Below are 25634 nucleotides of genomic sequence, written 5' to 3'. Positions count from 1 at the left end.
TGTCAGATAATAGATGCCTTTTTAAAATTAAAACAGTGTAGAGGAGTGATAAATACGGAGACCAATCTTATTATTTCAAAGAAGATTTTGACCGAAACAAAGGGTTATTTAGATGTAGGATTTACACATTCATTAAATCCTTATAGCGGGTGTGGGTTTGCATGCAGATATTGTTATGTAAGGGAGATGCCAATTCAAAAATTCAAGGAAATTCCTTGGGGTGAATGGGTGGACATAAAAACAAACGCGGCGGAAAACTATCAAAAAGAGTTAAAAAAATTGCGAGACAAGGGCAAAAAGGCAAATATTTTTATATCTTCCGCTACAGATCCGTATCAACCTGTGGAACGGAAGGCCAGAATTACCCGTGCGGTGCTTGAGAAAATGATTGAGTTCCCACCAGATTTCCTCCAAATACAGACACGCAGTCCACTAATTACGAGAGATATTGACCTGTTGGTACAATTAAAAGATGAATGCGAAGTGCTTGTATCAATGACCATTGAAACAGATCGAGAGGATATCAAGCAAATATTTGCCTCGTACGCACCCAGCATTCATTTGCGGTTGAAGGCACTAAAAGAGGTCCATGATGCAGGAATTACAACTCAGGCATCGATTTCTCCTGTTTTGCCATTTACACCTGACTTTCCGAAAATACTCCTCGGGACAGCAGAGCACGTCTGGATTGACACATTAACAATCGGCGATGGCTCAATGGGCAAACGGTCGGAACAGTTGGGGATGCCGAATCTTTTTGAGGAATATGGGGTATCAAAATGGTATGAAAAAGATATCCATGTGCGGACCGAAAAATATTTTAAAAAGTTTTTTCCAGCTGAAAGGGTGCGAGTATCGAAACAAGGAGCCTTCCCAACGAAGTTATAAAACAGGAATTTTGTTGCCGGCGGAAACTAATAAGGGGGCGTTCCAGCAAAGCTGAAACATCCCCGATAAGGTTCCTTATAAAAAGTTCATCCTCATAATATACGTTAATTTACCCTTAGAATAATCTTTCCAATATTTTTGTTGTCCTCCATATGTTCATGTGCTTGTTGGACTTGATCAAGTGGGAATACATGGTCAACAACTGGACGAAGCTTGTTATTGCTAAAGAGCTCCATGGTTTTAGAGGCAAGTTCTGATGTTACAGCTGCCTTGTATTCATCGCTTCTCGGTGTTAACAGCGTTCCGGTCAATTGAATCCGTTTGGCCATCAAGTCCATTAAATTTACTTTTTCTATTTCCGCGCCACCTAATATCCCAATTAACACCCATCGGCCATCTACTTTTATACATGAAAGGTTTTTCTTCCAATAAGATGCGCCTATAAAATCGAGAATCAAATCTACGCCTTTATTATTGGTCGCATTCATGACTTCCTCGTCAAAATTCTGTTCTTTATAGTTTATACATACATCAGCACCCACTGACCGGCAAAAATCCAGTTTCTCATTGGAACCTGCGGTTGTAATGACATTCGCATGTCCAATTTGTTTCGCAAGTTGAATCGCCGCTGTTCCAACTCCACTACCTCCAGCATGAATCAAAACGGTTTCACCAGCACGCAATTGACCGATCCAAAATAGCGTTTGATATGCGGTCAAAAAAACTTCAGGAATCGCTGCAGCTTCCTCGAATGTTAGGTTTTCCGGAATCACCATCGCTCTTTCAGCCGGCATAACGGCATATTCTGCATAGCCGCCCCCATTCACAAGCCCCATGACGGGCGTGCCGACAGCTATACTTGCTCCTGTGCCCGCTTGTTCTACAATTCCGGCAACTTCAACACCTAAAATCGGATTAGTCATATATCCCGATTTGCCTTGTCTGGTTACGATATCTGTTCGATTTACAGCGGCAGCTTTTACCTTGATTAAAACCTCTCCGTCTTTAGGGATTGGTTTATCATGCTCAACAATTTGTAATTGTTCTGGACCGCCTGGTTGTTTTACACTGATTGCTTTCATTAAAGAGCCTCCTTTCATAGTAATTCTAGCTATTCTCTAGCCTTTCAGCAAAAGGTTTGATTATTCCTCTCCCACATATTCAATCTACACCTTAGCGTTTTCAGATACGTTATCTCTTAGCGATAAACGGAACTCGTTACTTTTGAAAGCAAGCGTAAGGGAGACGAAAAGCGCCAGAGCATCAGCGCTCTGGCGTTTATTTTTTCATCAATAAATAAATGAAGTACGGTGCCCCGATTAGAGAGGCCATGATTCCTGCTGGTATGCCTTCAGGTTCGGCTAAGTTACGACCGATCGTGTCCGCAAATAGGAGCAGCCAGCCTCCGATTAGCATGGCAAGCGGCAGAAACAGCTGATAACGCGGACCAATCAAGGCTTTGGCAAGATGCGGAGCCATTAGTCCAATGAAGGCAATTCCGCCAGTAACGGAAACAGACGCTGCTGCAAGTGCGACTGCAGTAAGAAGGAGAGTAAACCGTTCCCGCTCCAGGGAGATTCCGACTCCGATGGCAGCTGGTTCGTTCAGTGTAAGAATGTTTAATCGATTTGCCTTGAACAAAGCAAATGGAATCAGGATGGCGAACCATGGAAGTAGAGCGAGGACGAATGGCCAGTCGCCTCCCCAGATATTGCCGGCAAGCCAGCGCGAAATGAAATCGACCTTTTGGCGTTCAGCTGACGATATCACGACGATCATCGCACCTGACAGAGCCATAGAAAACCCAATCCCAACAAGGATCAGCTTGGCAGGATCAAATCCAGTACCGCGATTGTATGAAAAAAGATAAATGAGCATTGCTGTTACGACTGCCCCGATAAATCCAATAATCGGAATTAGATAGGCAAACGAATCTGCTTCAATCGGCATGAACAAGAAAAACACTGCAATCCCGATGCCGGCACCTGAATTTATTCCAATGATACCTGGGTCGGCAAGGTCATTTCTGGTCAGACCCTGCAGGATTGATCCGGCAACAGCGAGTCCAACACCTGCTAAAAATGTGACAAAAATGCGGGGCAGGCGGAGCTCCATCAGGACGAACTCTTCTTTAAACGTCCCGTTCCCAAAAAGAGTAGGGAGGATACGGTCATAAGAGACTGACGAATAACCAAGTCCCAGGCTGACAACGATGGTTGTAATGGTCAAAACAATAAGTCCAAGTAGAAGAATTCGTTGTTTTTTTAGAATTGAAGGATGGATCATAGCGCGACTTTTCCCCCTTTCTTTACAATGAACAGGAAGAAGGGAAGTCCCAATACCGATACGATTGCATAGAGTGGTGTCTCATATGGGGCATTGATGACTCGCGCCGCTGTATCGGCCAGCAGCATGAATGCCGCACCCGCAATTGCGGACATTGGCAAAACATAACGATAATCCGTTCCGACCACGAGCCTGACCATATGCGGAATCATCAACCCGACAAATGCCATGTTTCCTACCAGTGCGACAGAAGCACCTGCCAACAGGACAATCGCAATAACAAGAACGGTTTTAACCAGTGCGGTTTTTTGGCCAAGGCCGACAGCCACTTCCTCACTAAGGCTGAGGATGGTAAGCTGCCTTGACAGAACCAGTGCGAGGACAATGCCGACTAGAATAAATGGAATGATTATTTTCAATTGGCTCCATGTCGTACCCATCAGCCCCCCGGATGTCCAAAGTGAAACATCTTTCGAAATTTTAAAATAAAGGCCAATTCCGTCTGCGACCCCATAAAGAAATGCTGAGACTGCTGCCCCTGCAAGAACTATCCGGAGAGGGGAGAAGCCTCCTTTTTTAACAGTTCCCATACCCAAAACTAACAGGACTCCAATAGCGGCGCCGATAAAGCAGGCAATTGTGATTCCGAAGTAACCAACAGTTGGCAGGAGAGCAATTGTTACAGCAAGCGCTGTATTAGCACCCGCCGTCAGCCCAAGCAGCCCGGGGTCAGCGAGCGGATTACGAGTCAAACCTTGCATGATTGCTCCGGCAACAGAAAATGCTGCACCAACGAAAACCGCGCCGACTTCACGAGGAAAGCGGATTTCACGAAGCATAGTCAGAGTGTCCGATTTCTGAGAGGTAAACAATGCCTGACCGACATCCTTCAGACTCGTCTCAGCGGCACCGAATAAAAGGGCAATAGTGAATGAAACAATAAACAAAATTAGACCGCCAACAAATTTAATAGGTAATAATAATGATTTTTTATCAGTCGCCATCTTATCAACTTCATTTCTTATAATTATATTTCTACTTTGAAGGAATCTACTTAACAGGTTAGCACTATGTCATATTAGGAACAATGCTTAGGGGCACTTTAGTGGTTTGTTGTTTGCTCGTGGACATTTTAATCATTCAACTAAGGTAAATTGTACCCGAAAATGTGTTTCAAGGACATTTTGGACTTCTGCCTAAGGCTAATTGTACTTGAAAGTATATTTCGAGGACATTTTAGCTAAATGGCTATGACATTTTGTCCTCGACAGACTTCGGCCATTTATCCTCTGCGCTTTTTCACAATACGTTTTGCTTATGTACTATTGTTCAAACATTTATATAAAAGAAGAGGAATTCCGGTTGCAGAATTCCTCTTTTTTAGTCTTATTACCCAAATTACTTGCCCAGGAACGCTTTCTTGAAGAATTCGAGCTGATATTCAAGTGTGAGGGGATCATTAAAGTAAAACTCTTTTGCATCAACTTCAAACACACGGTTATTTTTCACTGCTGGAATGTTCTTGTACGTTTCAGTCTGCTGGAAGGATGTGTCGCCATCGGCATTTTTACTGAAGATGACGTAGTCGCCGGCATAGTCTGAAAGGACTTCAGGGCTGATTGCAAAGAAGCCCGGTTTAAGTGCATCTTGTTTAACTTTTTCAGGCATGTTGAGCTTCATTTCCTGGTAGAGAATTTCTGTACCGCGAGCGAAGTTGTTGCCGAATACGTAAAGCTGCTTTTCTTGGTTTTCGATAACGGAAACTGTCGCATCCGCACCGATTTTTGCTTTAATTTCTTCTCCGGCAGCCTGAGCTTCTTTCTTGAAGTTATTAACCCAATCTGTTGCTTCTTTTTCTTTGTTCAAAAGTTTCCCAATTTCGATATGTTGGGTAAGGTAGTCATTTTTGCCATACGTGTAAGTAATCGTTGGCGCGATTTCTTTTAGTCTGTCAATATCTTTGATGGAAGACAAACCTATAATTAGATCTGGCTCTAGCTCAATAATTTTCTCCAAGTTATCTTCCGTTACCACTTCTGCATTCTTCAAACCTTGCTCAAATCGGGGATTGGCTTTTGACCAAGCATCAATTCCTACTATATTACCGCCAAGTGCAAGCACATTACCGGAAAAAGAGAAAGAGAGTACTACAATTCGTTTTGGATTTGCTGGTACTTCAACCGGCCCATTCTCTGATTGATACGTAATTGTTGTTGATTCATCTTTCTTCTCAGACTCTTTGGAAGAGCCATTGTTGTTAGAGTTGCTGCCGCATGCACTAAGCACCAGTACCAGTGCGAACAGGGATGGTAGAAGTTTTTTTAGCATGTTTGTTTTCTCCTTTTAGTAGATTGTAAGTTAAAATCATAGGTTTTTTTGTATAAGGATCAACGCCGATTTCACAATCGATGTTGAATACTTCTCTAAGTACTTTTTTATTGATTACAAATTCGCAAGTTCCAGATTTAACGATTTGCCCGTCTTTCATCGCGATGATATGGTCAGCAAAGCGTGCAGCCTGGCTAAGGTCGTGGAGGACCATAACGATTGTCCGGCCTTGTTCGCGGTTCAAGACCTGAAGCAATTCAAGGACTTCGAGCTGATGGGCCATGTCAAGGTATGTTGTCGGTTCATCGAGGAAAATAATATCGGTTTCCTGGGCTAATGCCATTGCAATCCAGACTCGCTGGCGCTGACCACCGGAAAGGGCATCAATTGATTGGTATTTGAAATCGATTGTTCCGGTTACTTCCAATGCCCAGTCAATGACTTCAATGTCTTTTTTCGACAACCGGCCAAACCCTTTTTGATATGGGAAGCGGCCATATGAAACAAGTTCACCAACTGTCAAACCAGAAGAGCTTTCAGGTGTTTGCGGAAGGATCGCCATTTTCTTGGCAAGTGTTTTCGTGTCTTCGCGCTGGATGCTAACACCATCGAGAAGGATGGAGCCGGACTGGTGCGAGATAATTCTCGACATTGCTTTTAAAAGAGTCGATTTTCCGCAGCCGTTCGGGCCGATGATCACGGTAATTTGGTTATCAGGAATCTCAACAGACAAATCTTTCACGATTGAGCGTTCTCCGTATCCAACTTGCAAGTTTTCAGTATAAAGGCGATTCATGATCATTCCTCCAAAACATTTACTAATTTTTCAATTGATAATGATTATCAGTTTCGCTTACAATTAACACTATAAAGGGATTCGGAATTTCAGTCAATGACGAACCTGTGACAAAAAACACATTATTGATTAAATATGGCAAAACAGAGGAGAAACCTATGAATAAAGCGGACATTTACGATTGCATTATTATCGGAGGAGGGCCAGGCGGATTATATTCTGCTTTTTACGCCGGCCTTCGCAATATGAAAGTGAAGCTGATTGAGGCCCAGCCATTACTTGGCGGAAAAATTAATTTGTATCAGGAAAAGCTGATCTGGGATGTTGGAGGATTTGCACCGGTAACCGGAAGGGATTTAATTGGTCATTTGGTCAAGCAGGCAATGACGTTTGAACCAGAGGTGGTTTTAAATGAGAAAATCACTTCATTTTCAAAAAATGAAGAGGGGATTTTCGTGCTTGAGGGCGCCTCAGGTGAGATTCATTTTTCAAAAACTGTCATTGTTGCTATTGGGGCAGGCATCATCACTCCGAAGAAACTTGAGCTGAAAGAGGCATCCCGGTTTGAAGCTACCAACTTGCACTATTCGGTGGATTCAATCAAACGATTTAAAGACAAGGTTGTCCTGATCTCCGGTGGAGGAAATTCCGCAATCGATTGGGCAAATTTACTCGAGCCTGTTGCCAGGAAGGTGTATTTGACCTATCGGAAGGGTGCTTTTGCTGGCCACGAGGCACAAGTCTCACAGCTGGAGAACAGCGGTGTAGAATGTCTGATGAATACAACCATTAGCCGCCTTGTACCTGTAGGCGGGGAGGCGAGAATTGGCGAAGTAGAGCTAGTATCGAGCGAAAATGGCAGCGAAATGAGCATTGGAGTCGATGAAGTGCTGGTGACACACGGTTTTGACCAGGACGCCTCCCTTTTTGCCAATAGCACGTTAGACATTAAGACGCTTGATAATTTTTACTTAGAAAGTACGCCAACCGGGGAAACATCAATACCAGGACTATATGGCGCGGGGGATATAGTGAAATACAATGGCAAAGTATTCCTGATTGCGGGTGCTTTTCAGGACGCTGCAAACGCCGTGAACAGGGCAAAAAAATTCATTGAGCCGGAAGCAGGAGAGGTGGCAATGGTCTCGTCCAATCATGAAGCCTTCAAACAGCGGAATAGGGAGTTGGTTTTGAAGATGGTGAAATAGGTTTAATGTAATGCAATATTGTGGTCGGGTGCATTCTTGATGAAATACATAAAAATGACGTGGGGAATTGGAACACGTTATTTTTATTATTTATTGGGTCCTTAAGCAAGTTATCATGTAGAAAATAGAAGTAATCAGTTATAAATAGTACGGGTTCATTAAACAGGACGTTATTCTAGAAGGATAACGTCCTGTTTTGTCGAATCTTATATTCAACACGTCTGGTTTAATATGGATTTTTTTATTCAAAATCAATTTATGAGGTGGAAGATTTGCCTAAAATAGGCCTCTTAACAGTTACTCATGATCCGGATGGAAAAAACATAAGGGTATTCAATGAACTTCAAAGAGAACTAGAAGATATTTATGGAGAATTGTTTTTAACCATCAGTGAAGAATCTTCAATTGAGTTCATCAAGGAAATGGAAAACAGCAAGTTTACTTTAAAAATTATTCCTAAAAAAGGCGCGGCCGAGGCAAGAAGAGAAGTGGTGGATTTTGGACTAAACGGAGAAAGTGACTATTACCATTACTGTGATTTTGACAGGCTTTTAACCTGGGGTGCAAATCATTTACAAGAACTAAGAACGATTGTTTCTGCCATCCCTAATCACGATTATCTCATTTTGGGCCGAACTGAAAGAGCTATGAATACGCATCCGCCCGAATGGGTGGAGACTGAGAAAATAACAAATAAAATTTGTTCCCTCGAACTAGGTATGGACTTAGACATTACTGCTGGCTCCTGTTCATTTTCAAGAAAAGCCGCTGAATATATTAATAAATATTCGTGCGAAAAAATGACTGATTCTGAATGGGCAATGATTGCTCACAGGATTGCAAAATTGAAGGTGGTTTATGCTGCGGTTGAGGGTTTAGAATATCACGAAGATATTAATGGATTAAACAGGGTTCTGAGTAATTCTGAAAAATGGCTAGGGAGATTGAGACTAGCTTTGATCATAAGTGAAGCAGCAATTAAGACAGGAAAATAACTTGTTTTTTTGGTCCATATGGTTGGAAAAAATCATACGTTTGTTTAAAAGGGGAGAGGAGGATTTTGTTGTTAGTAATAATTGCGGCTTTATTTTTTCTTGCGATTGTTTCTATTTCTTACGTACAAGTAGTATTATCCTTATTTGTATTTCTCGGATTAATGATTTTGTTATTTGCTAATAAAGAAAAACGTTTCGTTACATCCGTACTGTTATCGTTTCTAATTGGTTTTGTCTTGTTTTCGTTATCAAATGAGTTCATTGGAACGATGAACATTTCAAAGGAATTTAAAATTATTTTTAATCGTCTTTCTCTTGTTTTTATTATTTTAGGAATTGTTTTTAACCATCTTTATTTCAATAAGAAGATGTCTTGGTACAATCAAAAGGCTGATTGGAAAAATCCTATCGTCTTACCATTTCATAAAGTTGATATGTTTTGGTTTTGGCTGATTGGAATTGTTGTCAACGTAGTTATATATGCGATTTTTATCGTTCAAAAGGATATAGAGTTTACTCATTCTCTAGTTTTGTTTGGTCTATTTTTTTCTCTTATTAATGCTGCTTTTGAGGAAGTTATTTGGAGGGGGACGCTGCTTTCGAGTCTTAAAGAATATACATCCACAGGGTATGCTATTGCCGTTACCAGTATTGGTTTTGGACTTCTCCATCTCTCAATTGGTTTTTCACTACCTCTCAGTCTACTAATTTCAATTGCAGGGGTCATTTATGCGTTAATCACACTTAAAACAAACAGTATTTATCCAAGTATTATTTTTCATTTCGTAATTAATATTGGAATGGTGTATAGCGGATTTATCATCTAATTTCTGATTCCTATTTTAATAAAGCTTATCGCGTGCTGAATCAAATGCACTCGATTGTTCCCCTTAATGATTTCTGAAATTTACATATTTTCAAACAGGACATTTGAAGTTAAAAATTTGTTAGAGTAGAATAACTTTGTTTAGAAAATATATACATAACGGGGGATGACCATGAAAATTGCAGCACTTGTAGGCAGTGTTAGAAAAGAATCTTTGAATTTGCAGCTGGTTGAAACACTTCGCGAGCGATATAGCGATAAACTAGACATTTCTGTCGTGGAAATCGCCGGGCTGCCATTTTATGATCAGGATCAGGAGCTTGATCCAAGTGAAGAAGTTAAACGCTTTAAGCAGGAGATACTTAATGCTGATGCTGTCTTGATTGTTACTCCGGAATACAACTGGTCTGTGCCGGGTGTTCTGAAAAATGCTCTCGACTGGCTATCACGTGTCGATTTTGTATTGAAAAATAAGCCTGTGCTAATTGCCGGTGCTACACCTGGTGTGATGGGGACTATCCGCGCCCAGCAGCATTTACGGCAAATCCTTTCTAGCCCTGGTCTTCAGGCGCGAGTACTGCAGCCTGCAGGCAACGAGATCTTAATAACACAAGCATTTGCGAAGTTTAAGGATGGCAGGCTGGTTGACGAAGCTACGCTAGGATTCATTGATGAAGTCGTTGAGCGTTTTATTGATTTTGCAAAAGCATAGAATGGAAATAATCCTTCAGGACTTCGAACCTGAAGGATTATTATTTTTCTGAAAGAATCTTAGGCGCAATTGCATGGCCCCCAAAAAGGGCCGCAGCCTGCAATAATCCGAATGGCAAGGAGAAGAGCAAGTCGGAGAACACTAAGATGTCCTCTGAAAATAATCGATAAAACAAGTAAATGAAATATGGGAGTACAAGTAGCGAAGTTCCAGTCCCGAGCGCATACATGTTTAAAAATACCGACTGGCCGATATGCATAAATAAGTGCAAGAAAAACAGGACGGTGAAACCGATGAACATCCCATACATGTTTTGTTCAGCGGCGAGATAACAGCCAGGTATATAGATGACAAGTTGAAATAGAACCGGGATGGAAAATCTAGCCGAGGTGACTGTGGACATTTTCTCAAAGGTTTTTAGCATAGATGCGGGAACCCGGGGTCGGACCTTATAGTAATTTTTCTTGAACCACGACTCTACAAAAATGATTTCCTCGAAATCATGTAGCATGAAGATAACCGGAAAAAGCCAAATAAGCGTTATCATACTAATATTATCATTTATAAAATATAGCATGTTCATCCTACCCCACAATTGGCTTTTGAGTTTTTCGAGGGAACGGGGAAATAAGGAAATCGATCGCCAAGACAATACCCCAAAGCGACATCACAAACGCTTTACTATACCATAATCCAAAACAACACTTCACAAACAATTATCAAAAATCCAACCATTTTTTTCCTCCGTTTTAAAAAATAATATAACATAACCTGAAGGAAAGTGGACCTATGCAAAAATTCTCTACCAAAAAACAACGGGAAATTGATCAATTGGTCGAGTTGTTTTCTGAATATTCCGCACTTGAAGATATAATTTTAAAACCGCTGAATTATTATAAAAACTGTTCGAATTACTAAAAAAACCGCTGAATTAATTTTCTGGACAGGCAGTCACCCGCTGATTCGAATTGGTTTTTTGTATAAAAACCATTTAATTTTAAATTCCTATCGGATTAATATAATATAAAACTACTACATAGTTTTTAACCTAGGGGGATGTTGGAATGGAAAAGTCGGCTGAAATTAGCAAGGACGGCTCATTTAAGAGACAGGGAAATAGATTTACGACTCCATTTGGCCATGGGGAGGGCGAGCTGCCAGTTGAAGCGGGGCGGTATCGGTTGCTTTGGTCTGCGGTCTGCCCATGGGCGCACCGGTCCGTCATTGTCAGAAGTGTGCTCGGGCTCGAAAATGTGATCAGTCTCGGGACTGCAAGCCCGATGAGGCCAAGGCTTCCGCATGTCGATTGGGAGTTTTCACTGGATAAAGGCGGAGTTGACCCGGTTCTAGGCATCAAATATATGAGTGAGATCTATTTGGAAACCGACCAGGATTATTCCGGAAGGCCGACTGTTCCGGTCGTTATAGATGTCAAAGAACGGAAGGTAGTCAATAATGATTATTTCCGGTTAACGAACTATTTTGAAACGGCTTGGGTACCTTTCCATAAGGAAAATGCTCCGGATTTGTATCCAAAGCACCTGCGGGAAGATATTGATACCTTGAACGATGTTATTTTTCATGAAGTGAACAATGGGGTTTACAAGTGCGGCTTTGCCAAGTCCCAGGAGGCATATGAGCAGGCTTTTGATACGTTATTTGCCCGGCTGGACGAGCTTGAGGAACGGTTAAGTTCGCGCCGGTTCCTATTTGGCGACTTCATAACCGATTCCGATGTCCGCCTCTATTCAACGCTGGTGCGCTTTGATGCTGCCTATTATGCCGCTTTTAAAACAAACCGCAACCGCATAGTTGATTTCCCAAACCTTTGGGGATACTTGCGCGACTTGTATCAAACTCCGGGATTTGGCGATACGACCGATTTCCATGCTATCAAGGTGCATTACCATCTTTCTAACCATATTGCGGCTGATGACCAAAAATCGAAAGGCATTTTGCCAAAAGGGCCAGATTTGAGCGGCCTGGTTACGAAGCATGGCCGTGAAGCAATCAGCGGAAAGCGTCAAAAATTCCTGGTACCGGGGAGCGAGGACTAATGAACATTCGTGATGCGAAAAAAGAGGAATTGCCATTGATTCGTGCACAGCGGCTAGCTTCTTATGAGGAGCATTCCGATAAAATTCCTGCCGACCATTGGAAAGCACTGAAGAAGGCGATCTCATCTGAAGCGGATCAGCAGCAGGGAGTCGAGCTGATTGTCGCTGAGCTTGGTGGAGAAATTGCCGGAAGTGTCGCCTTGTTTCCTGCAAAAAGCGATGCATATGAAGGGCATCTGGATGAACTGGCGCACCCCGAAATTCGTGTGCTTGCTGTTGAAAAGGCTTTTCGTGGCAAAGGAGTTGGGAAAGCTCTTGTACTTGAATGCATCAAGCGTGCCAGAGCGAAAGGGCACGTTGCAATCGGTCTGCATACCGGCTCATTTATGAGTGATGCCATGAAACTGTACGAAGGACTAGGCTTTGAGCGGCAACCCGAATTCGATTTCGAGCCCGCCGAAGACGGGATTATCGTTAAAGCGTATCAATTAAAGTTGTAAGGGGAAGCCGGGCATGGAATTCATGTCCGGTTTGCTAGTTGCTGTCGGGAAACGGATCAATAACGGTTACTATTTCCTCCTTAAAACGCTGCCCTGAGTTACTTTATACCTTTGACACAATTTTATCGGACGGTTTTGGAATTTTATCGGACGGTTTCTGAAATTTATCACCCTCTTCAAAGATTATATCGGACGTTTTCACAATCCAGAAACATTTACACCCAAGCCAAAACCACAAAAAAGCTGCCCAGCCACAATGGCCAGGCAGCTTTCCCTGCAAAAATCGTCAACCAGACTATTGTCCCTGCCGATTTCGCATTGCTTGTTCGCCAAGGGCGACGAGACGCTTCGTCATTTCGCCCCCAACCGAACCGTTCGCTCGTGCGGTCGTATCTGCACCAAGTTGTACTCCAAACTCATTGGCGATTTCCTCTTTCATCCCATTCAGCGCGTTCTCCGAACCAGGAACCACTAGTTTGTTTCTAGCCATGATGATCACTCCCCACGAAGGAATTGGGCAAGCCGCAAAGCTCGCCCAACCTTAGTCTGCCCGGACCCGAAGCAACTGATTCCGAAACTTAATCCGCATAATAATTCTGCGTGAAATACGGCTGCGATTTCTCGTTAAATGCGACACCTACCCCAAGGAACTCGTACTGGCTTTTTAAAATATTCTCACGGTGCCCTTTGGAATTCATCAGCCCCTCGTGAGCAAAAATACTGCTGAACTGGCCGTACGCCAGGTTTTCACCGGCAAGCATAAAACGTAAATTATCTTCTTCCATCCTGTCGAAAGGGGATTCTCCATCAAGGTTCGTATGGCTGAAATAATTGTTCTTTGCCATGTCGGCACTATGCTTCCTCGCCGTTTCACGTACATGGTCATCCCACTCCAAGATTGGCAGTCTGTGATTGACGCGGGTTGCATTCGTCAAGTCAAACAGCTGATATTCAAAGCCTTCCTTCAATGCACCGCTTGCATCGCCGTATAAATCTGTCTTCTTTTCCTCAACATCCTGTCTGACAAGCTGCAGGGCGGTGACTGTATTGCCCTCGTGCTTATCGTAAAAAACAGTCACATACGCGCCGTCTTCAAAATAGATATCATAATCTTCTTGTTGCTGCAGGCGGTAGTGGATTCCGCCTTTTTGGATCGTCCGAAGCGGAGTCCCGAGCTTTTCACGGACAGCATCCTTCGCTGTGCCACGCTCGATCCCGTTTGTTGAAGCAATTAAATCCTGGCCGGAATACAATCCAGCAACCCGATCTTCCTTATCATACATGACCATCACAAACTGCTGATAATCCTTATGGTACACATTCCAATTTAAACCGTATTCGTTAAGAGTTGAACGCTTTTCGCTGCCCAACCGCTTCTCAACATCCGCCTTCGCGTCGCCCAGCTCAATATTGTAAACCGAAAACAATTGCTCAGGCTGCTGCAGGTCAACCTTTTCAGGAGGGGCTGACTGTGTCTCGTCACGAACATCGTCTGTTATTTTTCCAAAAAGAATGCCGGCCTGCTCGATAAACTGCCTGAACGCCTCGGCAAATCTGTCTGCTGCATCACGGATTTCAGGATTTTCCGCAAGAGTTGTTACTTCTGCTTGAACCCGATTCAATGAATCTCCAGGGTTCTTAAAGTGGCCTTCAATTGTCGGCCACGAGAAATTTATTAAAAACACAAGCCCAATCAGCATAATCAATCGGCCCATACGCATCAGCCTCCATATCTTTAAAATTCTAACCAGTCCAGGAAGAATCTATAATCATTACAGTCAGTATTCTTTACCCTGTTTTATTCCATGTTACTAACTTATTTAACTAAAAAACCCGATGTAACGCGAATGAAACAGTTTGTAAATTATCATCCAATTTTTAGCTAGGAAGTCTAAATCAGGGGGATTTACCGGCTCCGGAAAGATTTGGCTGGTTTTTGCAGAATTCCCGCCACAACAGAGCTTAGATACGCCATCAGCACTTTGGGTAAAATTGGGGCATGAAACGGAATGTTACAGCTGGTAGCCTAGCCTTTAGAGAGCGAAACTGAAACTACTAGGAGGAAAATGAAAATGAACAAGTTTATCAAACTAGTACTTGCAGCCGGGCTCATCCTTTCGATGTCGGCTTTCACAAACGCTGCGCCAGTTGATGCAGCAGCAAACCACAAAGTACAAAAAGGCGAAACCTACTGGAAAATCGCCGTAAAATACGGTATTCCAATTAAAGAGTTAATGAAAATCAATAACGCTAAAAACGCACAGCTTCCGATCGGCAAAAATCTCACAATCCCGAACTCTAGCATTACAGCAGCTGAAAAAGACCTGCTTGCCCGCCTTGTCCATGCCGAAGCAAAAGGCGAGCCTTATGCAGGTAAAGTTGCAGTCGCAACCGTTGTCTTGAACCGTGTCGCAAGTGAAGATTTCCCTGACACGATAAAAGGTGTCATCAATGAAGTTGCCAACGGATATTACGCATTCTCGCCAGTACAAGATGGCGCAATTAACGAGCCGGCAGATGCTGAAGCAAAGCGCGCCGTCAACGAAGCTCTCGCATTCCAGGGCCAGGGCAATGGCAGCCTGTTCTTCTTCAACCCGGAAACAGCCGTTTCAAAATGGGGCTTCTCCCGCGAAACGACCATTACAATCGGCAACCACCGTTTTGCAAAATAGGAGCCTTTAAGCCTATGCCATCATGAAACTATCACATTAGCTACACCCGAGCGCCATCCTTTTTGGATGGCGCTTTTCATTTGCTGGTTTATTTTCCATTTTGAGGATGATTCGCAGGAAATTTGAATGAATATGGCGAATAGAGGTAGTAATTGAACCGAGGTGATGAGGATATATGGAGCTTGTAGACGGGACGATCATTGGAAAAGTACCAGAACATATCATGGATGAATTTTTAGCCAAATCATATTCTATTGAAATCAAGCTTAGGATCTGGACTAAGATCCTGCCTCTTTTCCCAAGTTATTTCGTGTATATCCATGGCCAGATTGAACGATATCAGAAGCATGCACTGGAAACGTGGGACATTGTCCGTCCATATATTTCTGTAAAAGTACCAACAGAATATCGGTATAACATATCAAATGATGGAGTTCTTTTTCTAACGGATATGAATGAGTATGGTGAAAAAAAAGAAGGGGAGAGAAAAAACATGGCAAACATTTATGACCGCAAACCGAGGGATGGCGAGATTATAGGTAAGGCCACTGAGGAAGAAATTAAAGCTCTCAAGGAGATCAGTATAAAAGAAGATGCCTTGGAACGGTTATCTGGCCTTGTCACAGTTCAAGCATCTTTCGAGGAGTTTATGAAAATATATGAGATGGCTGAGGAACTTGAACGGAAAAAGATAGAGTTCTGGGTACCGATCACCAAGAGGCTGAATGGGCATTGGGAATGGAAATTGTTTATCGATTTTGCAGATGGAAGTATCCACGTCCAAAACTATGAACTGCCTTTTTATCAAGAAACAGAAGAAGAGTAATATAATTTTATGAAAAAATACATCCTGCCAGCAGTCATACTGTTAATCTCGATTTTATTCATCAATCAAGTCACGGAGCCGCCCAAAAAAGAAACGCCGGCTGCTTCAGCTACGAAACCAGATAACCTCCCAAGCATTATGAGCAATAGCGGGTCAGAGGAAGTTTTTTTATTGGAAAAAGAAGGGGCCGATCTCCGAAGCATTTCCAAAGAAAAGCTAGCCAGCGCCATGGAACAGGCTGAAACTATTTCTGTCATGCCATGGGAACGGCTTGCGATTACCTATCCTATTTATCCGAGTAAAGTGACGTTTACTGAATATGCCCCTGAAGAAGGGATGATGATTGATTACGAGCAAGAAGATGACTTGTACATTATTCCTGCAGCACCGGGAATTAGAGGGTTAATTATCACAGCCGAATGGGCCCAGGGAGGCAAAGCGACTTACTTTGCAAAAATTGATGTTCAAAGTATCTATTCTTATCAAGAAATGATTTCACCTAATCCCGAGATTTTTTCAGTCATCGCTTTTTCAGAAACAGAAAACCACCCGGAAATTCCGCCCAGCATTGATGGGATCTACAGCGTCCAGATGGTCACAGGATCACAGGAGGAATTGCAAAGGGATTTTCCCGACCTCGGACTGGCTGCTTTACCAGCTTTTTTCGTATTCCAAACCTCTGATATGATTTTTGAAACACATAAGTATGATCAGTTGATTTCATTTTTGACCAAGAAGGAAGTATTGGTCTATGAAGGCGAATCGGAAAATTGGAAGATAACATTAACAGTTGAACAAAAACTTGGCAATGGAAGCTTTGAAACGCAGCTATCCTACAAAGGAAAGAGCGGGGATAAATTCGGTCAATTTGAAACGACTGTCAATGGTCAATCATGGTCGGCAGGGGAAGGCGGCCACCAGTTGGATGAGAATAATCATGTGACCTCAATTAACACGATTAACTGGGCAATATCCAAAACAGAAAAGGTGAACTACATAGTAAAATGGGACGGAAAAGAAGAAACAATCCCATTGAGTTTGAAAGAAGATCACAAATAATAATCGATTTACTCATAATGTAAACTGAGACACTCTGGCCAATTGGGGGAAACAAGATTGAAGAAATACATAGTACCGGCCATTTTCATGATTATTTCCATCTTTTTTTTGAATATCGTAATTGACGAGCCGAAAGAAAAGGAAACCGTGCCGAAAGAAACTGAAGAAGAGGAGGTTAGTACACAACCACACATATTTCTGTCGTCATCTTCTGATTCGCGGCCAATGGTATTGTTGGGCGAGGGGCAAACAGACCCTTCCGCCATCTCGGCAAAAAAAGTCAAGAAGGCCATCAAAAAAGCCGAAGCTGTTGAGACTATTCCGTTTGACCAGTTGGTGCCGACTTTTCCTGTTACACCAAGCAGTGTTATTTTTTCTGAATGGCAAGTTGAGTCGGAGGTACTTAGTACGCAAGTGGGATCCGAATCCATTCAGGCCCCGCTCTCTCCGGGGGAAAAGGTTTTTATTCTAAGTGCTGAATGGGATGACGGCACAAAAAGGGTATATCTATCAAAAATTAATGTAAAGCGGACTTCATCCTACCAGCAGCTGCTCGCTCCTGAGATGGAAAAATATACGGTGATGGGTTTTTTTGAACCTGACTATAACTATGTAATACCAAGTACCAATGCAGGGTATGTTAAACGGGAGGTTATAGGCACTGCAGAGGAGCTGCGGTCTACCTATCCGGATTTGCCGCTCGACGTGCTGCCTGTATTCTATGTATTTCAACGAGATATGATTATGTATCAGACCTTTGAATTTGAGGAGCTAAATACCTTTTTAACAAAAGAAACGACAAGCATATTTGAAGGTGAATCAGAAAATTGGGAAGTAACATTGACAATAAAGGATCGTATCGGTTACTCAACGACAGACGTATTTCTCAAGTATAAAGGAAAGAACGAAAGGCCTAAAGGGGAATTTGAGTTTGATGTCATTACCGATACGTTGTCCATGGGAGTTGCCGGACTCACACTTAATGAACAAAACGAAGCTTCGACCTCGATGGGCGGGCAGCTTTGGGATCTTAAGAACATTGAAACTGCCGTAATTTTGGACGGGAAAGAAGAAAAAGTTAAAGTTCAATTAATGGACCAAAATTAAATTGCAGAATAGATGCAAGAAAAGACGTATGCAAATTCATTCGTCTTTTCTTAATTTATGAAATTCCATTTTTGTAAGTTAAGTCCCTAGCTGCTAAATAGACGGATAAATTCCGTTAAATTAGTTTATAGCATTAAAATTAGTATAAATAAACGGAAAGATTCCGCCTATTGACTCAAAACCGATGAAAATACCGGCTTTCGCTTGGCATAACTGGAAAGTCTCCGCTTATTTATACCGATACAAGCTCCATTTTGCATATAACGGGAAAATCTCCGTTTATTTTAATTTTGCTGGTTACTAGGATATGGACTATACCTTTATTTATAAGAGAATCTCCAACAGAACCCCATTTTGATGCATACAATGAACCCTAGCATCTGTAACAGATATTTTTGAATATCGCCTCAATACGGAACCTTTTCTCCTTAAACAGTAGGCTGTTGTATGGTATGATGGAAAAAGAATTTTTTAAGTGAGGCGTATATAATGAAACATTACCATACATTGCTTTTTGACGTGGATAATACACTGCTTGACTTTTCTGCAACAGAACAAGAAGCGCTTCGTTCGCTTTTCCAATCTGAGGGCCTGTCATTTACACCTGAAATGTTTTTTGCCTACCAGCAGCTTAACCAAAGCCTTTGGGCAGCATTTGAGCACGGAACCATTACTAGGGATGAACTTTTCTATACTCGATTCTCGCGCTTTTTCAGTGAATTGGGCAAAGAAGTTGATGGCGTCTTGCTAGAACATAAATACCGCAGCCTCCTTGATGAAGGCCACCACTTAATCCCTGGGGCAATGGATCTTATCATGCGTCTCCATGAAAATCACAATCTTTATATCATCACCAACGGCATCTCGCAAACACAACACCGCCGCTTGACCGATTCCAGACTGCTCCCGTTTTTCAAGGACGTTTTCGTATCAGAAGATACAGGCTACCAAAAGCCTATGAAGGAATATTTTGATTATGTGATTGAGCGGATTCCCGGTTTCAAATTCGAAAACACTCTCATCATCGGCGATTCCTTAACCGCTGACATTAAGGGCGGCAACCTGGCTGGTATTGACACGTGCTGGTTTAATCCCGGAATCGAAGTCAATGAAACTGACATACTGCCAAACTATGAAATTAGGAGCCTTGATGAACTGCATCAGATTCTTGCCCCTGATTTGACTGCTGTCCGCTAAAGAACAAAGGCGTAACCCGCCAGTTTCCCTGGCAAAATAAAAAGGCCGGCAATAGCCAGCCTGTCCTTCGATTCATCTTTTTACCGACTTGTTTTCAATCGAGACAATCGTGTGGTCTTTTTCAATTTCGAATACCTGCTTGAAGATATCGGAAACTCGATCTCCAAGGATTTGCTTCGATCTTGGCTTGCTTTCATCATGTTTAATAAACGTAATCACATACTGCGGCATAAGCTGTCCTCCTGGTGTTGTCTGGCTTTCTACCCTTATACCCGCATAAACTAGAGATATAACAGACTTTTGTCGAAAAAACTCACATATCAAAAATATGAAAGGAGGCTGTGCGATGCGGATTCGGGGCCTGTCCATGGTTATCATCGGAGCTGCATTCTGGGGAATGACCGGCCCGCTGATGGAGTGGCTTTTAAAAGATACTGGCGTAACTGTTGCCTTTCTGCTATCAATCCGGCTCCTGATTTCGGGTGTGCTGTTGTTATCAATTGTTGCGTTTTCCAACAACAAGATTTTTGGTATCTGGAAAAGCAAGTTCTGGTGGTCCCGTCTCATCCTTTTCAGCATGGTCGGAATGCTTGGGCTTCAGTACTCGTTCGTCGCAGCCATTCATGCAAGTAACGCAATAATGGCAACACTCCTGCAATTCTCGGCGCCAATTTTTATCATCATCTTTGTTTCGGTAACAGCGAGGAAACTGCCTGGCAAGCAGCAGTTGATTGGTGTGGCCGGAACGCTTATCGGATTGTTTTTCCTTTTAACAAATGGCTCTCTTGATACACTTGTTGTTAGCCGGGAGGCACTCATTTGGGGGCTATTGCTGGGTTTAGCCTTCGCATTCTATGCCCTGTATCCACTGCGCCTGATGAATGAATGGGGAGTCCTGACCATTGTAGGCTGGGCGATGTTTATATCCGGCTGCACACTTTCTCTGGGAACCAGGGTCTGGACCTCGCCTGGCTGGACCGCAATCGCCAACTGGGAAACGATTGGATTGTTTTTGATCCTGATCTTGTTCGGGACAATGGCCTTCGTCCTGACACTCGGCAGCCTGAAATACATAACACCAGTCGAAAACAGCATCCTGGGAAGTGTCGAGCCGCTAACCGCCATGGTCATTTCGGTCATCTGGTTCGGAACCATCCTCCACGGCCTGCAGCTATTCGGAGCACTCTGTATGCTCACTTTTATCATTTGGCTGTCAGTCTTGAAGGACAAACCTGCTGCAACCGCTGAACTAACATAAAAAATTTCATGCCGCCTACGAGGCGGTTTTTTGGTGGGTAGAATTTATACCCAACTTGATTGGTACAAGTTACCGCCTTATAAAATCGGATCTCACCAAGGTTTTCCAACGAAGGCCTTGTTGAGCGGAAGAGAGGATTAATCAAGATTAAGAAACGGGACGGGCTTGAGGCTTATGCAAGCCGAAGTATATATGAACCATAATTAAGATAGCAGGCGATAGAAGGGAGATATCATTCTGCTAGCAGGCCTTATAATAGCCATTATTGGCGGTGCATTTGTTGGTATTCAAAACAATTTTAACAGCAGAGTTAATGAAAAAGCCGGAACCATCTCTGCGACAACATTGGTATTGGGCCTTGGTTGCTTAGCTTCATTTATCATCGGCATTTTTGTTGAAGGAACTGCAATGTTGAACTTGGAGAATATGAAGACATGGTATTGGTTTGGGGGACTAACAGGCATTGGCATAGTAGTCTGTATAGTTCAAAGTTTTAAATACTTGCGGCCAACATACGCCATGTCCATCGTCCTTGTCTCACAACTTGCAATAGCCATATTGTTTGACACTCAGGGCTGGCTAGGCCTGGAAAAGCTGGACCTGACACCTAATAAGCTGATAGGAGCACTTGTCATTGTTGCAGGAATCCTGGTTTTCAAGTTTGCAGGGAAAAGCAAGGAATTAGCCAAAGAGTGAAGTTTCTGATGAAGAAAAGTGTTAGTCATATTGACGGCACGGTGAGGCCAAATGTCATTCATAAAGCCAATGAATGACAATTCGGGCAGTCAGAGGAAGACAGATGTCATTCATAAAGATTATGAATGACAACTCTGGCAGCCCATTGAAGCCAAATGTCATTCATTAAGCCGATGAATGACAACTCGGACAGCCCGCTAAAGCCAAATGTCATTCATAAACCTGATGAATGACAACTCAGGGACTGCAGAGACAGCGAATTGTCATTCATTAACCTCATGGGTGAAAAATCGGTAGCAGGTTGGACCAATGTGAAAAGCCGCTCATATAGACGTGGTATGAGCGGCTTGCAAGGAACACTTTTCCCATGCTTTTATCGAAGGTTTTACATATAATTGGGATAGCAGTCAAATTGGGCCTCCTCAAGGAAGGTCCTTTTTTTTCAGAGCAGCATTATTAAAAGGGACTCAGCCTATTTTCACCTTTAAACTGCCTCTGTTAGCCCTTGACGCTTTGCCGAGTGCATTTTCAAAGTCACTCAGGATATCGTCACAGTCCTCAAGTCCAACCGAGAAGCGGAGCAGTCCGTCGGTGATGCCGCGTTTCTCCCTTTCGTCAGTTGGCATTGTAGCATGTGACATTGTTGCTGGATAGGAGAGGATTGATTCGACGGCTCCAAGGCTGACTGCAAATACAGGTATTTGCAGGTTTTCCACGACCGATTTGGCAATGTCCCGATTTGGAAGGCGGAAGGAAAGGACCGCCCCTGCACCTGTTGCCTGGCTGAAGTGGACAGAATGGCCGGGATGATCAGAGAGCCCTGGATAAAATACTTCCTCAACCAAAGGGTGGTGCTTCAAATATTTCGCAATCCGCTCAGCTGACCGAGTGGAAGACCCAAGCCGTACACTTAAGGTCTTCATTCCCTTTAGTAGCTCGTAGCAATCCGGCACACCCAAAATAGCTCCAAACGAATTTTGGATAAAATAAAGCTCAGTCGTAAGTTCTTCATCCTTCGCAACTGCAAGGCCTGCAACAACATCGCTATGACCGGACAGAAACTTTGTTGCACTATGGAGAACGAGGTCTGCTCCAAGTTCCAACGGCTTTTGATAAAGAGGTGTCAAAAACGTATTATCTACGTAAAGACGACATCGGTGCAGCTTCGAAAGCTCTGCCACTTTTTTAATATTGGTAATCTGAAGAAGCGGGTTGGACGGTGTTTCTACATAAACAACTTTTGTATTCGGTTTGAATGAGCTGGACACCTCAGTTAAATTTGTCATATCGACAACCGTATGTTCAATCCGGAATTTTGCTAAAACTTGGGTCACCATCCTGAAGGTTCCGCCATACACGTCCTTAGAAATCAGCACATGGTCGCCGGCAGATAATAGCATAAAGGCCGATGAAATGGCCGCCATCCCGGAGGCGAACGCGAAGCCTTTCACTCCGCCTTCAAGAGCTGCAATTGTTTTTTCAAGCACTTGACGGGTTGGATTTCCGGACCTGCTGTAATCGTAATCTCCAAACGAATCGAACTCGTTTTGGTGAAAGGTTGATGAATAGTAAAGAGGTGGATTGACCGCTCCGTTTTTCTCTTCCTTGAATGCGTGCTGATTCACGACTTTCGTGTTAAATGAGTACGTTTGCTCTGTCATGTCCTTTTTCCTCCTCAGCTATCTTTGTAAAAGCCTCATCCAAGTCCGCTTTCAAGTCATCAATATATTCAACTCCGACTGAAAAGCGGAGCAGGCAATTATCAATACCGTTTTTAAAACGAATCTCTTCGGGGATGTCTGCGTGTGTTTGCGTTGCTGGATAGGTAATAAAACTTTCAACGCCTCCAAGGCTTTCAGCAAATGAGATGAGTTTTAAATTCCGCAGAAGGAGGGCAACCCATTCCTCCTTTTGGACACGGAACGACACCATGCCGCCTTTGCCAGGATAAAGGACATCCCTTACTTCGGGACGCTCCTTAAAGTAGTTCACAATGTCGGATGCATTTTGCTGATGGCGTTCCATTCTTAAACCAAGCGTTTTGAGACCGCGAATTAAAAGCCAGCTATCGAATGGAGATAAAACAGCCCCAATACTGTTGTGATTTGTTGCAAGCCTTTCACAAAGTTCAGCACCCTTGGCAATCACCAATCCCGCAAGCACATCATTATGGCCGCCAATGTATTTTGTGGCACTATGAATGACAATGTCTGCTCCAAGTCCAATTGGTTTTTGCAAAAAAGGAGTGAGGAAGGTGTTATCTACGATCAGCAAAAGCCCATATTTCCTTGCAACTTTCGATACCTTTTCAATATCAATTTCCTGCATAAGAGGATTGGTTGGTGTTTCGATAAAGATGGCTTTCGTGTTTTCATTTATCACTTTTTCAATTTCCGAGGTTTCATTACAGTTAACATAATGGGGTTTGACCTTGTATAATTCCGAATAGTTAGCGAAGAGACGGAAGGTGCCACCATAAAGATCAGTCGAGGCAATCAATTCGTCACCTGTTTTAAAGAGGGAGAGGACGAGCTGGACTGCGGCCATTCCGGAACTGCAGGCAAATCCCTGGTCGCCTTGTTCAAGGCGGGCAACATTCTCTTCGAGCAGGGCACGGGTAGGGTTTTTTGTTCTTGTATAATCGTAGCCTGTCGATAAGCCAAGTCCATCATGGCGGTAAGCAGTGGAGAGGTAGATTGGCGGATTAACAGCTCCGGTAGTGTTTTCACTACGGTTACCGATTTGCACTAAATCAGTCTGGATATGGTGGTTTTTCACAGTATTTCCTCCTTAATGGGTACTAAGAGGAGAAAGGTTAGAGGACAAAAATAAAAGGACTTCCATAAGAGAAGTCCCGAAATGTCATCCGTTTCCTCTTATCTGTCAGGCTTTTAACCTGCTGGAGTTAGCACCATCGCTGATAAAAATCAGCCGGTTGCTGAGGCTTCATAGGGCCAGTCCCTCTGCCTCTCTGGATAAGAACAGTTATGAAATTATTTGAAATATTAAAACTACATTAACTTATAAAAAAAGATTTAGCAAGCGAAAACATAATTAAAATGCTTAACACTTATAGATTTAACTCGGTAAAAGACTACGCTTAAAAATCATTGTTTAAATTTTTGCATGGAAACTCATTTAAAATACTGAATGACCGTTCCGCTCCCATTGTCATAACGAACCTCGCCAAAGGCACCATTAATAAACGTTACTGCGGCGGCATATGTCCACAGTCAATATCATATACGATTGGCACGCTTAATTCTTCGGCTAAATCGTTGTATACATCCTCGACAGTATATCCTTCTACCTGGTGGTTGGCGTCGCTTCTTCCAAACAAAAGCCCGCTACAATTTTCGAACCAACCGGCAAGCTTCAACTGCACAAGTGACCTGCGTAGGTCGGTTGCAGACAAGTCACAGTTCTCAAAATACCAAAGGACCGGTTCACCCGGAATGTAGGTTTCCCTAAAGGCTTTGACGTCCCCGAACGGAGTGCCTGCAGCATGGCGAATAATATCAATACAGCCTCCCAACAGACGTCCTGTCATTCGCTCACTGCGGCCTGAAACTGATTTCCATTCCGTTTGCTCTGTTAAATGAAACAAGCAAGGAGTAGGAGTGTCATGGGACCATTTTAGCTGGAATTTTTCCGATGATGTCTGTGTGACGCTGCCACCGTTTGTGGTTTTTAGGACTGTTTCCCACATTGCTGTCGTTGGATCCGAAAATTCGCCGCGCAAATCGACGAGATTTGTACCGTGCGCTGTTGCAATGCCTGTTTTCAAGGTGATTGCAAATAGGAGTAGGCTAGTATCTGAATAACCAAGTATCCACTTGGCTGGGACATTTTTATAATCAATCAAATCCAGTATTTCTATTAGAAGCTCGCCACCCCAAGGGGGGATGATGATGTCTACTTCCGGGTCGGCCAACATGCTATTTAATTCATCGGCACGCTGCTTTACCGGTGCTGATTTGGCCTTATAATCGGTCCAAACAGTTTCTCCAGTATAAATCTTATATCCTTTTTCCTCCAGCCGCTTCCTTGCCTGCTTCACAATTCCATGCAATTCTTCCTGGACACCCGATGAAGGTGCAGTCACCCCGATTGCAGCTCCATCTTTCAAAAACGGATACCTAATCATCAGCATCATTCCCATCTAACTTTTTACCGATATACTTTTCGCTATAAAAAATAATAATCCTTCTTTTTGCAGACAC

General features: G+C 43.0%; 25 protein-coding genes, 1 pseudogene and 1 riboswitch. Of the genes and pseudogenes, 14 read left to right on the top strand and 12 right to left on the bottom strand.

What is annotated here, in order from left to right:
* Positions 1–48: 48 nt before the first annotated feature.
* Entirely contained in the window at positions 49–888 is an 840-nt protein-coding gene (locus AM500_RS12405) for an SPL family radical SAM protein (RefSeq protein ID WP_053601712.1), read from the top strand.
* A 104-nt stretch (positions 889–992) separates the two neighbouring features.
* Here the strand turns inward: AM500_RS12405 and AM500_RS12400 are convergent, their stop codons facing one another.
* The 5 genes from AM500_RS12400 to AM500_RS12380 form a co-directional block, all read right to left on the bottom strand.
* Positions 993–1970, bottom strand: a complete 978-nt coding sequence (locus tag AM500_RS12400) for an NAD(P)H-quinone oxidoreductase (protein ID WP_053599485.1) — start codon at positions 1968–1970, stop codon at positions 993–995.
* A 196-nt stretch (positions 1971–2166) separates the two neighbouring features.
* Positions 2167–3174, bottom strand: coding sequence for a FecCD family ABC transporter permease (locus AM500_RS12395; protein WP_053599484.1), 1008 nt, complete (start codon positions 3172–3174; stop codon positions 2167–2169).
* Complete coding sequence (locus AM500_RS12390) at positions 3171–4178, bottom strand: FecCD family ABC transporter permease (protein ID WP_053599483.1); 1008 nt, start codon at positions 4176–4178, stop codon at positions 3171–3173. Before AM500_RS12390 ends, AM500_RS12395 begins: the two co-directional genes overlap by 4 nt.
* A gap of 394 nt (positions 4179–4572) precedes the next feature.
* The gene (locus AM500_RS12385; protein ID WP_053599482.1) at positions 4573–5502 is read right to left on the bottom strand and encodes an iron-hydroxamate ABC transporter substrate-binding protein; all 930 of its coding nucleotides are present in this window, start codon (positions 5500–5502) and stop codon (positions 4573–4575) included.
* A complete protein-coding gene (locus AM500_RS12380) occupies positions 5453–6298 on the bottom strand; it encodes an ABC transporter ATP-binding protein (RefSeq protein WP_053599481.1) in 846 nt (281 codons plus the stop codon). Before AM500_RS12380 ends, AM500_RS12385 begins: the two co-directional genes overlap by 50 nt.
* A 158-nt stretch (positions 6299–6456) precedes the next feature.
* On the opposite strand from AM500_RS12380, the gene AM500_RS12375 reads away from it, so the two are divergent.
* From AM500_RS12375 to AM500_RS12360, 4 genes are all read left to right on the top strand, one after another.
* Complete coding sequence (locus tag AM500_RS12375; RefSeq protein ID WP_053599480.1) at positions 6457–7506, top strand: NAD(P)/FAD-dependent oxidoreductase; 1050 nt, start codon at positions 6457–6459, stop codon at positions 7504–7506.
* A gap of 272 nt (positions 7507–7778) precedes the next feature.
* The gene (locus tag AM500_RS12370) at positions 7779–8501 is read left to right on the top strand and encodes a hypothetical protein (RefSeq protein WP_053599479.1); all 723 of its coding nucleotides are present in this window, start codon (positions 7779–7781) and stop codon (positions 8499–8501) included.
* A 68-nt stretch (positions 8502–8569) separates the two neighbouring features.
* Positions 8570–9328 (top strand): CPBP family intramembrane glutamic endopeptidase, encoded by a 759-nt coding sequence (locus AM500_RS12365; RefSeq protein ID WP_053599478.1) that lies wholly within the window; start codon positions 8570–8572, stop codon positions 9326–9328.
* A gap of 171 nt (positions 9329–9499) precedes the next feature.
* Positions 9500–10039 (top strand): NADPH-dependent FMN reductase, encoded by a 540-nt coding sequence (locus AM500_RS12360; protein WP_053599477.1) that lies wholly within the window; start codon positions 9500–9502, stop codon positions 10037–10039.
* A gap of 40 nt (positions 10040–10079) precedes the next feature.
* On the opposite strand, the gene AM500_RS12355 is transcribed toward AM500_RS12360, so the two are convergent.
* Complete coding sequence (locus AM500_RS12355) at positions 10080–10616, bottom strand: HXXEE domain-containing protein (RefSeq protein WP_053599476.1); 537 nt, start codon at positions 10614–10616, stop codon at positions 10080–10082.
* Between the two features lie 487 nt (positions 10617–11103).
* On the opposite strand from AM500_RS12355, the gene AM500_RS12350 reads away from it, so the two are divergent.
* Together AM500_RS12350 and AM500_RS12345 are read left to right on the top strand one after the other, a co-directional pair.
* Positions 11104–12096 (top strand): glutathione S-transferase family protein, encoded by a 993-nt coding sequence (locus AM500_RS12350; RefSeq protein ID WP_053599475.1) that lies wholly within the window; start codon positions 11104–11106, stop codon positions 12094–12096.
* Positions 12096–12596 (top strand): GNAT family N-acetyltransferase, encoded by a 501-nt coding sequence (locus AM500_RS12345; RefSeq protein ID WP_053599474.1) that lies wholly within the window; start codon positions 12096–12098, stop codon positions 12594–12596. The genes AM500_RS12350 and AM500_RS12345 overlap by 1 nt, the downstream gene beginning before the upstream one ends.
* Positions 12597–12891: 295 nt before the next feature.
* Here the strand turns inward: AM500_RS12345 and AM500_RS12340 are convergent, their stop codons facing one another.
* Complete coding sequence (locus AM500_RS12340; protein ID WP_053599473.1) at positions 12892–13086, bottom strand: alpha/beta-type small acid-soluble spore protein; 195 nt, start codon at positions 13084–13086, stop codon at positions 12892–12894.
* A gap of 88 nt (positions 13087–13174) precedes the next feature.
* Positions 13175–14311: a CAP domain-containing protein gene (locus AM500_RS12335; protein WP_053599472.1), complete on the bottom strand. Its 1137-nt coding sequence runs from the start codon at positions 14309–14311 to the stop codon at positions 13175–13177.
* 357 nt (positions 14312–14668) lie between these two features.
* Here AM500_RS12335 and AM500_RS12330 point away from each other — a divergent pair, with 357 nt between their 5' ends.
* From AM500_RS12330 to AM500_RS12310, 5 genes are all read left to right on the top strand, one after another.
* A complete protein-coding gene (locus AM500_RS12330; RefSeq protein WP_053599471.1) occupies positions 14669–15268 on the top strand; it encodes a cell wall hydrolase in 600 nt (199 codons plus the stop codon).
* Positions 15269–15443: 175 nt separating this feature from the next.
* Positions 15444–16094 carry a hypothetical protein gene (locus tag AM500_RS12325; protein WP_053599470.1) on the top strand — a complete coding sequence of 217 codons (651 nt, stop codon included), beginning with the start codon at positions 15444–15446 and terminating at the stop codon, positions 16092–16094.
* Positions 16095–16103: 9 nt separating this feature from the next.
* Positions 16104–17153: a hypothetical protein gene (locus AM500_RS12320; RefSeq protein WP_053599469.1), complete on the top strand. Its 1050-nt coding sequence runs from the start codon at positions 16104–16106 to the stop codon at positions 17151–17153.
* A 57-nt stretch (positions 17154–17210) separates the two neighbouring features.
* Positions 17211–18260, top strand: coding sequence for a hypothetical protein (locus AM500_RS12315; protein WP_053599468.1), 1050 nt, complete (start codon positions 17211–17213; stop codon positions 18258–18260).
* A 489-nt stretch (positions 18261–18749) separates the two neighbouring features.
* Positions 18750–19457, top strand: a complete 708-nt coding sequence (locus AM500_RS12310) for a YjjG family noncanonical pyrimidine nucleotidase (protein ID WP_053599467.1) — start codon at positions 18750–18752, stop codon at positions 19455–19457.
* Positions 19458–19529: 72 nt separating this feature from the next.
* Here the strand turns inward: AM500_RS12310 and AM500_RS25495 are convergent, their stop codons facing one another.
* Positions 19530–19688 (bottom strand): hypothetical protein, encoded by a 159-nt coding sequence (locus AM500_RS25495; protein WP_156319804.1) that lies wholly within the window; start codon positions 19686–19688, stop codon positions 19530–19532.
* A gap of 115 nt (positions 19689–19803) precedes the next feature.
* Here AM500_RS25495 and AM500_RS12305 point away from each other — a divergent pair, with 115 nt between their 5' ends.
* Entirely contained in the window at positions 19804–20715 is a 912-nt protein-coding gene (locus tag AM500_RS12305; protein WP_053599466.1) for a DMT family transporter, read from the top strand.
* 231 nt (positions 20716–20946) lie between these two features.
* Positions 20947–21411 (top strand): DMT family transporter, encoded by a 465-nt coding sequence (locus tag AM500_RS12300; RefSeq protein WP_331457452.1) that lies wholly within the window; start codon positions 20947–20949, stop codon positions 21409–21411.
* Positions 21412–21878: 467 nt separating this feature from the next.
* On the opposite strand, the gene metC is transcribed toward AM500_RS12300, so the two are convergent.
* From metC to AM500_RS12285, 3 genes and pseudogenes are all read right to left on the bottom strand, one after another.
* The gene (metC, locus tag AM500_RS12295; protein WP_053599464.1) at positions 21879–23072 is read right to left on the bottom strand and encodes a cystathionine beta-lyase; all 1194 of its coding nucleotides are present in this window, start codon (positions 23070–23072) and stop codon (positions 21879–21881) included.
* Positions 23047–24189 carry a methionine biosynthesis PLP-dependent protein gene (locus AM500_RS12290; RefSeq protein ID WP_053599463.1) on the bottom strand — a complete coding sequence of 381 codons (1143 nt, stop codon included), beginning with the start codon at positions 24187–24189 and terminating at the stop codon, positions 23047–23049. The genes metC and AM500_RS12290 overlap by 26 nt, the downstream gene beginning before the upstream one ends.
* 95 nt (positions 24190–24284) lie before the next feature.
* A riboswitch (SAM riboswitch) is annotated at positions 24285–24393 on the bottom strand.
* Between the two features lie 152 nt (positions 24394–24545).
* Positions 24546–25558: pseudogene (locus AM500_RS12285) on the bottom strand (S66 family peptidase).
* Positions 25559–25634: the final 76 nt, after the last annotated feature.

The organism is Bacillus sp. FJAT-18017 (assembly GCF_001278805.1).
In the GTDB taxonomy this organism is placed as follows: domain Bacteria; phylum Bacillota; class Bacilli; order Bacillales; family Cytobacillaceae; genus Bacillus_D.
This window is presented reverse-complemented; position numbering and strand designations above follow the sequence as displayed.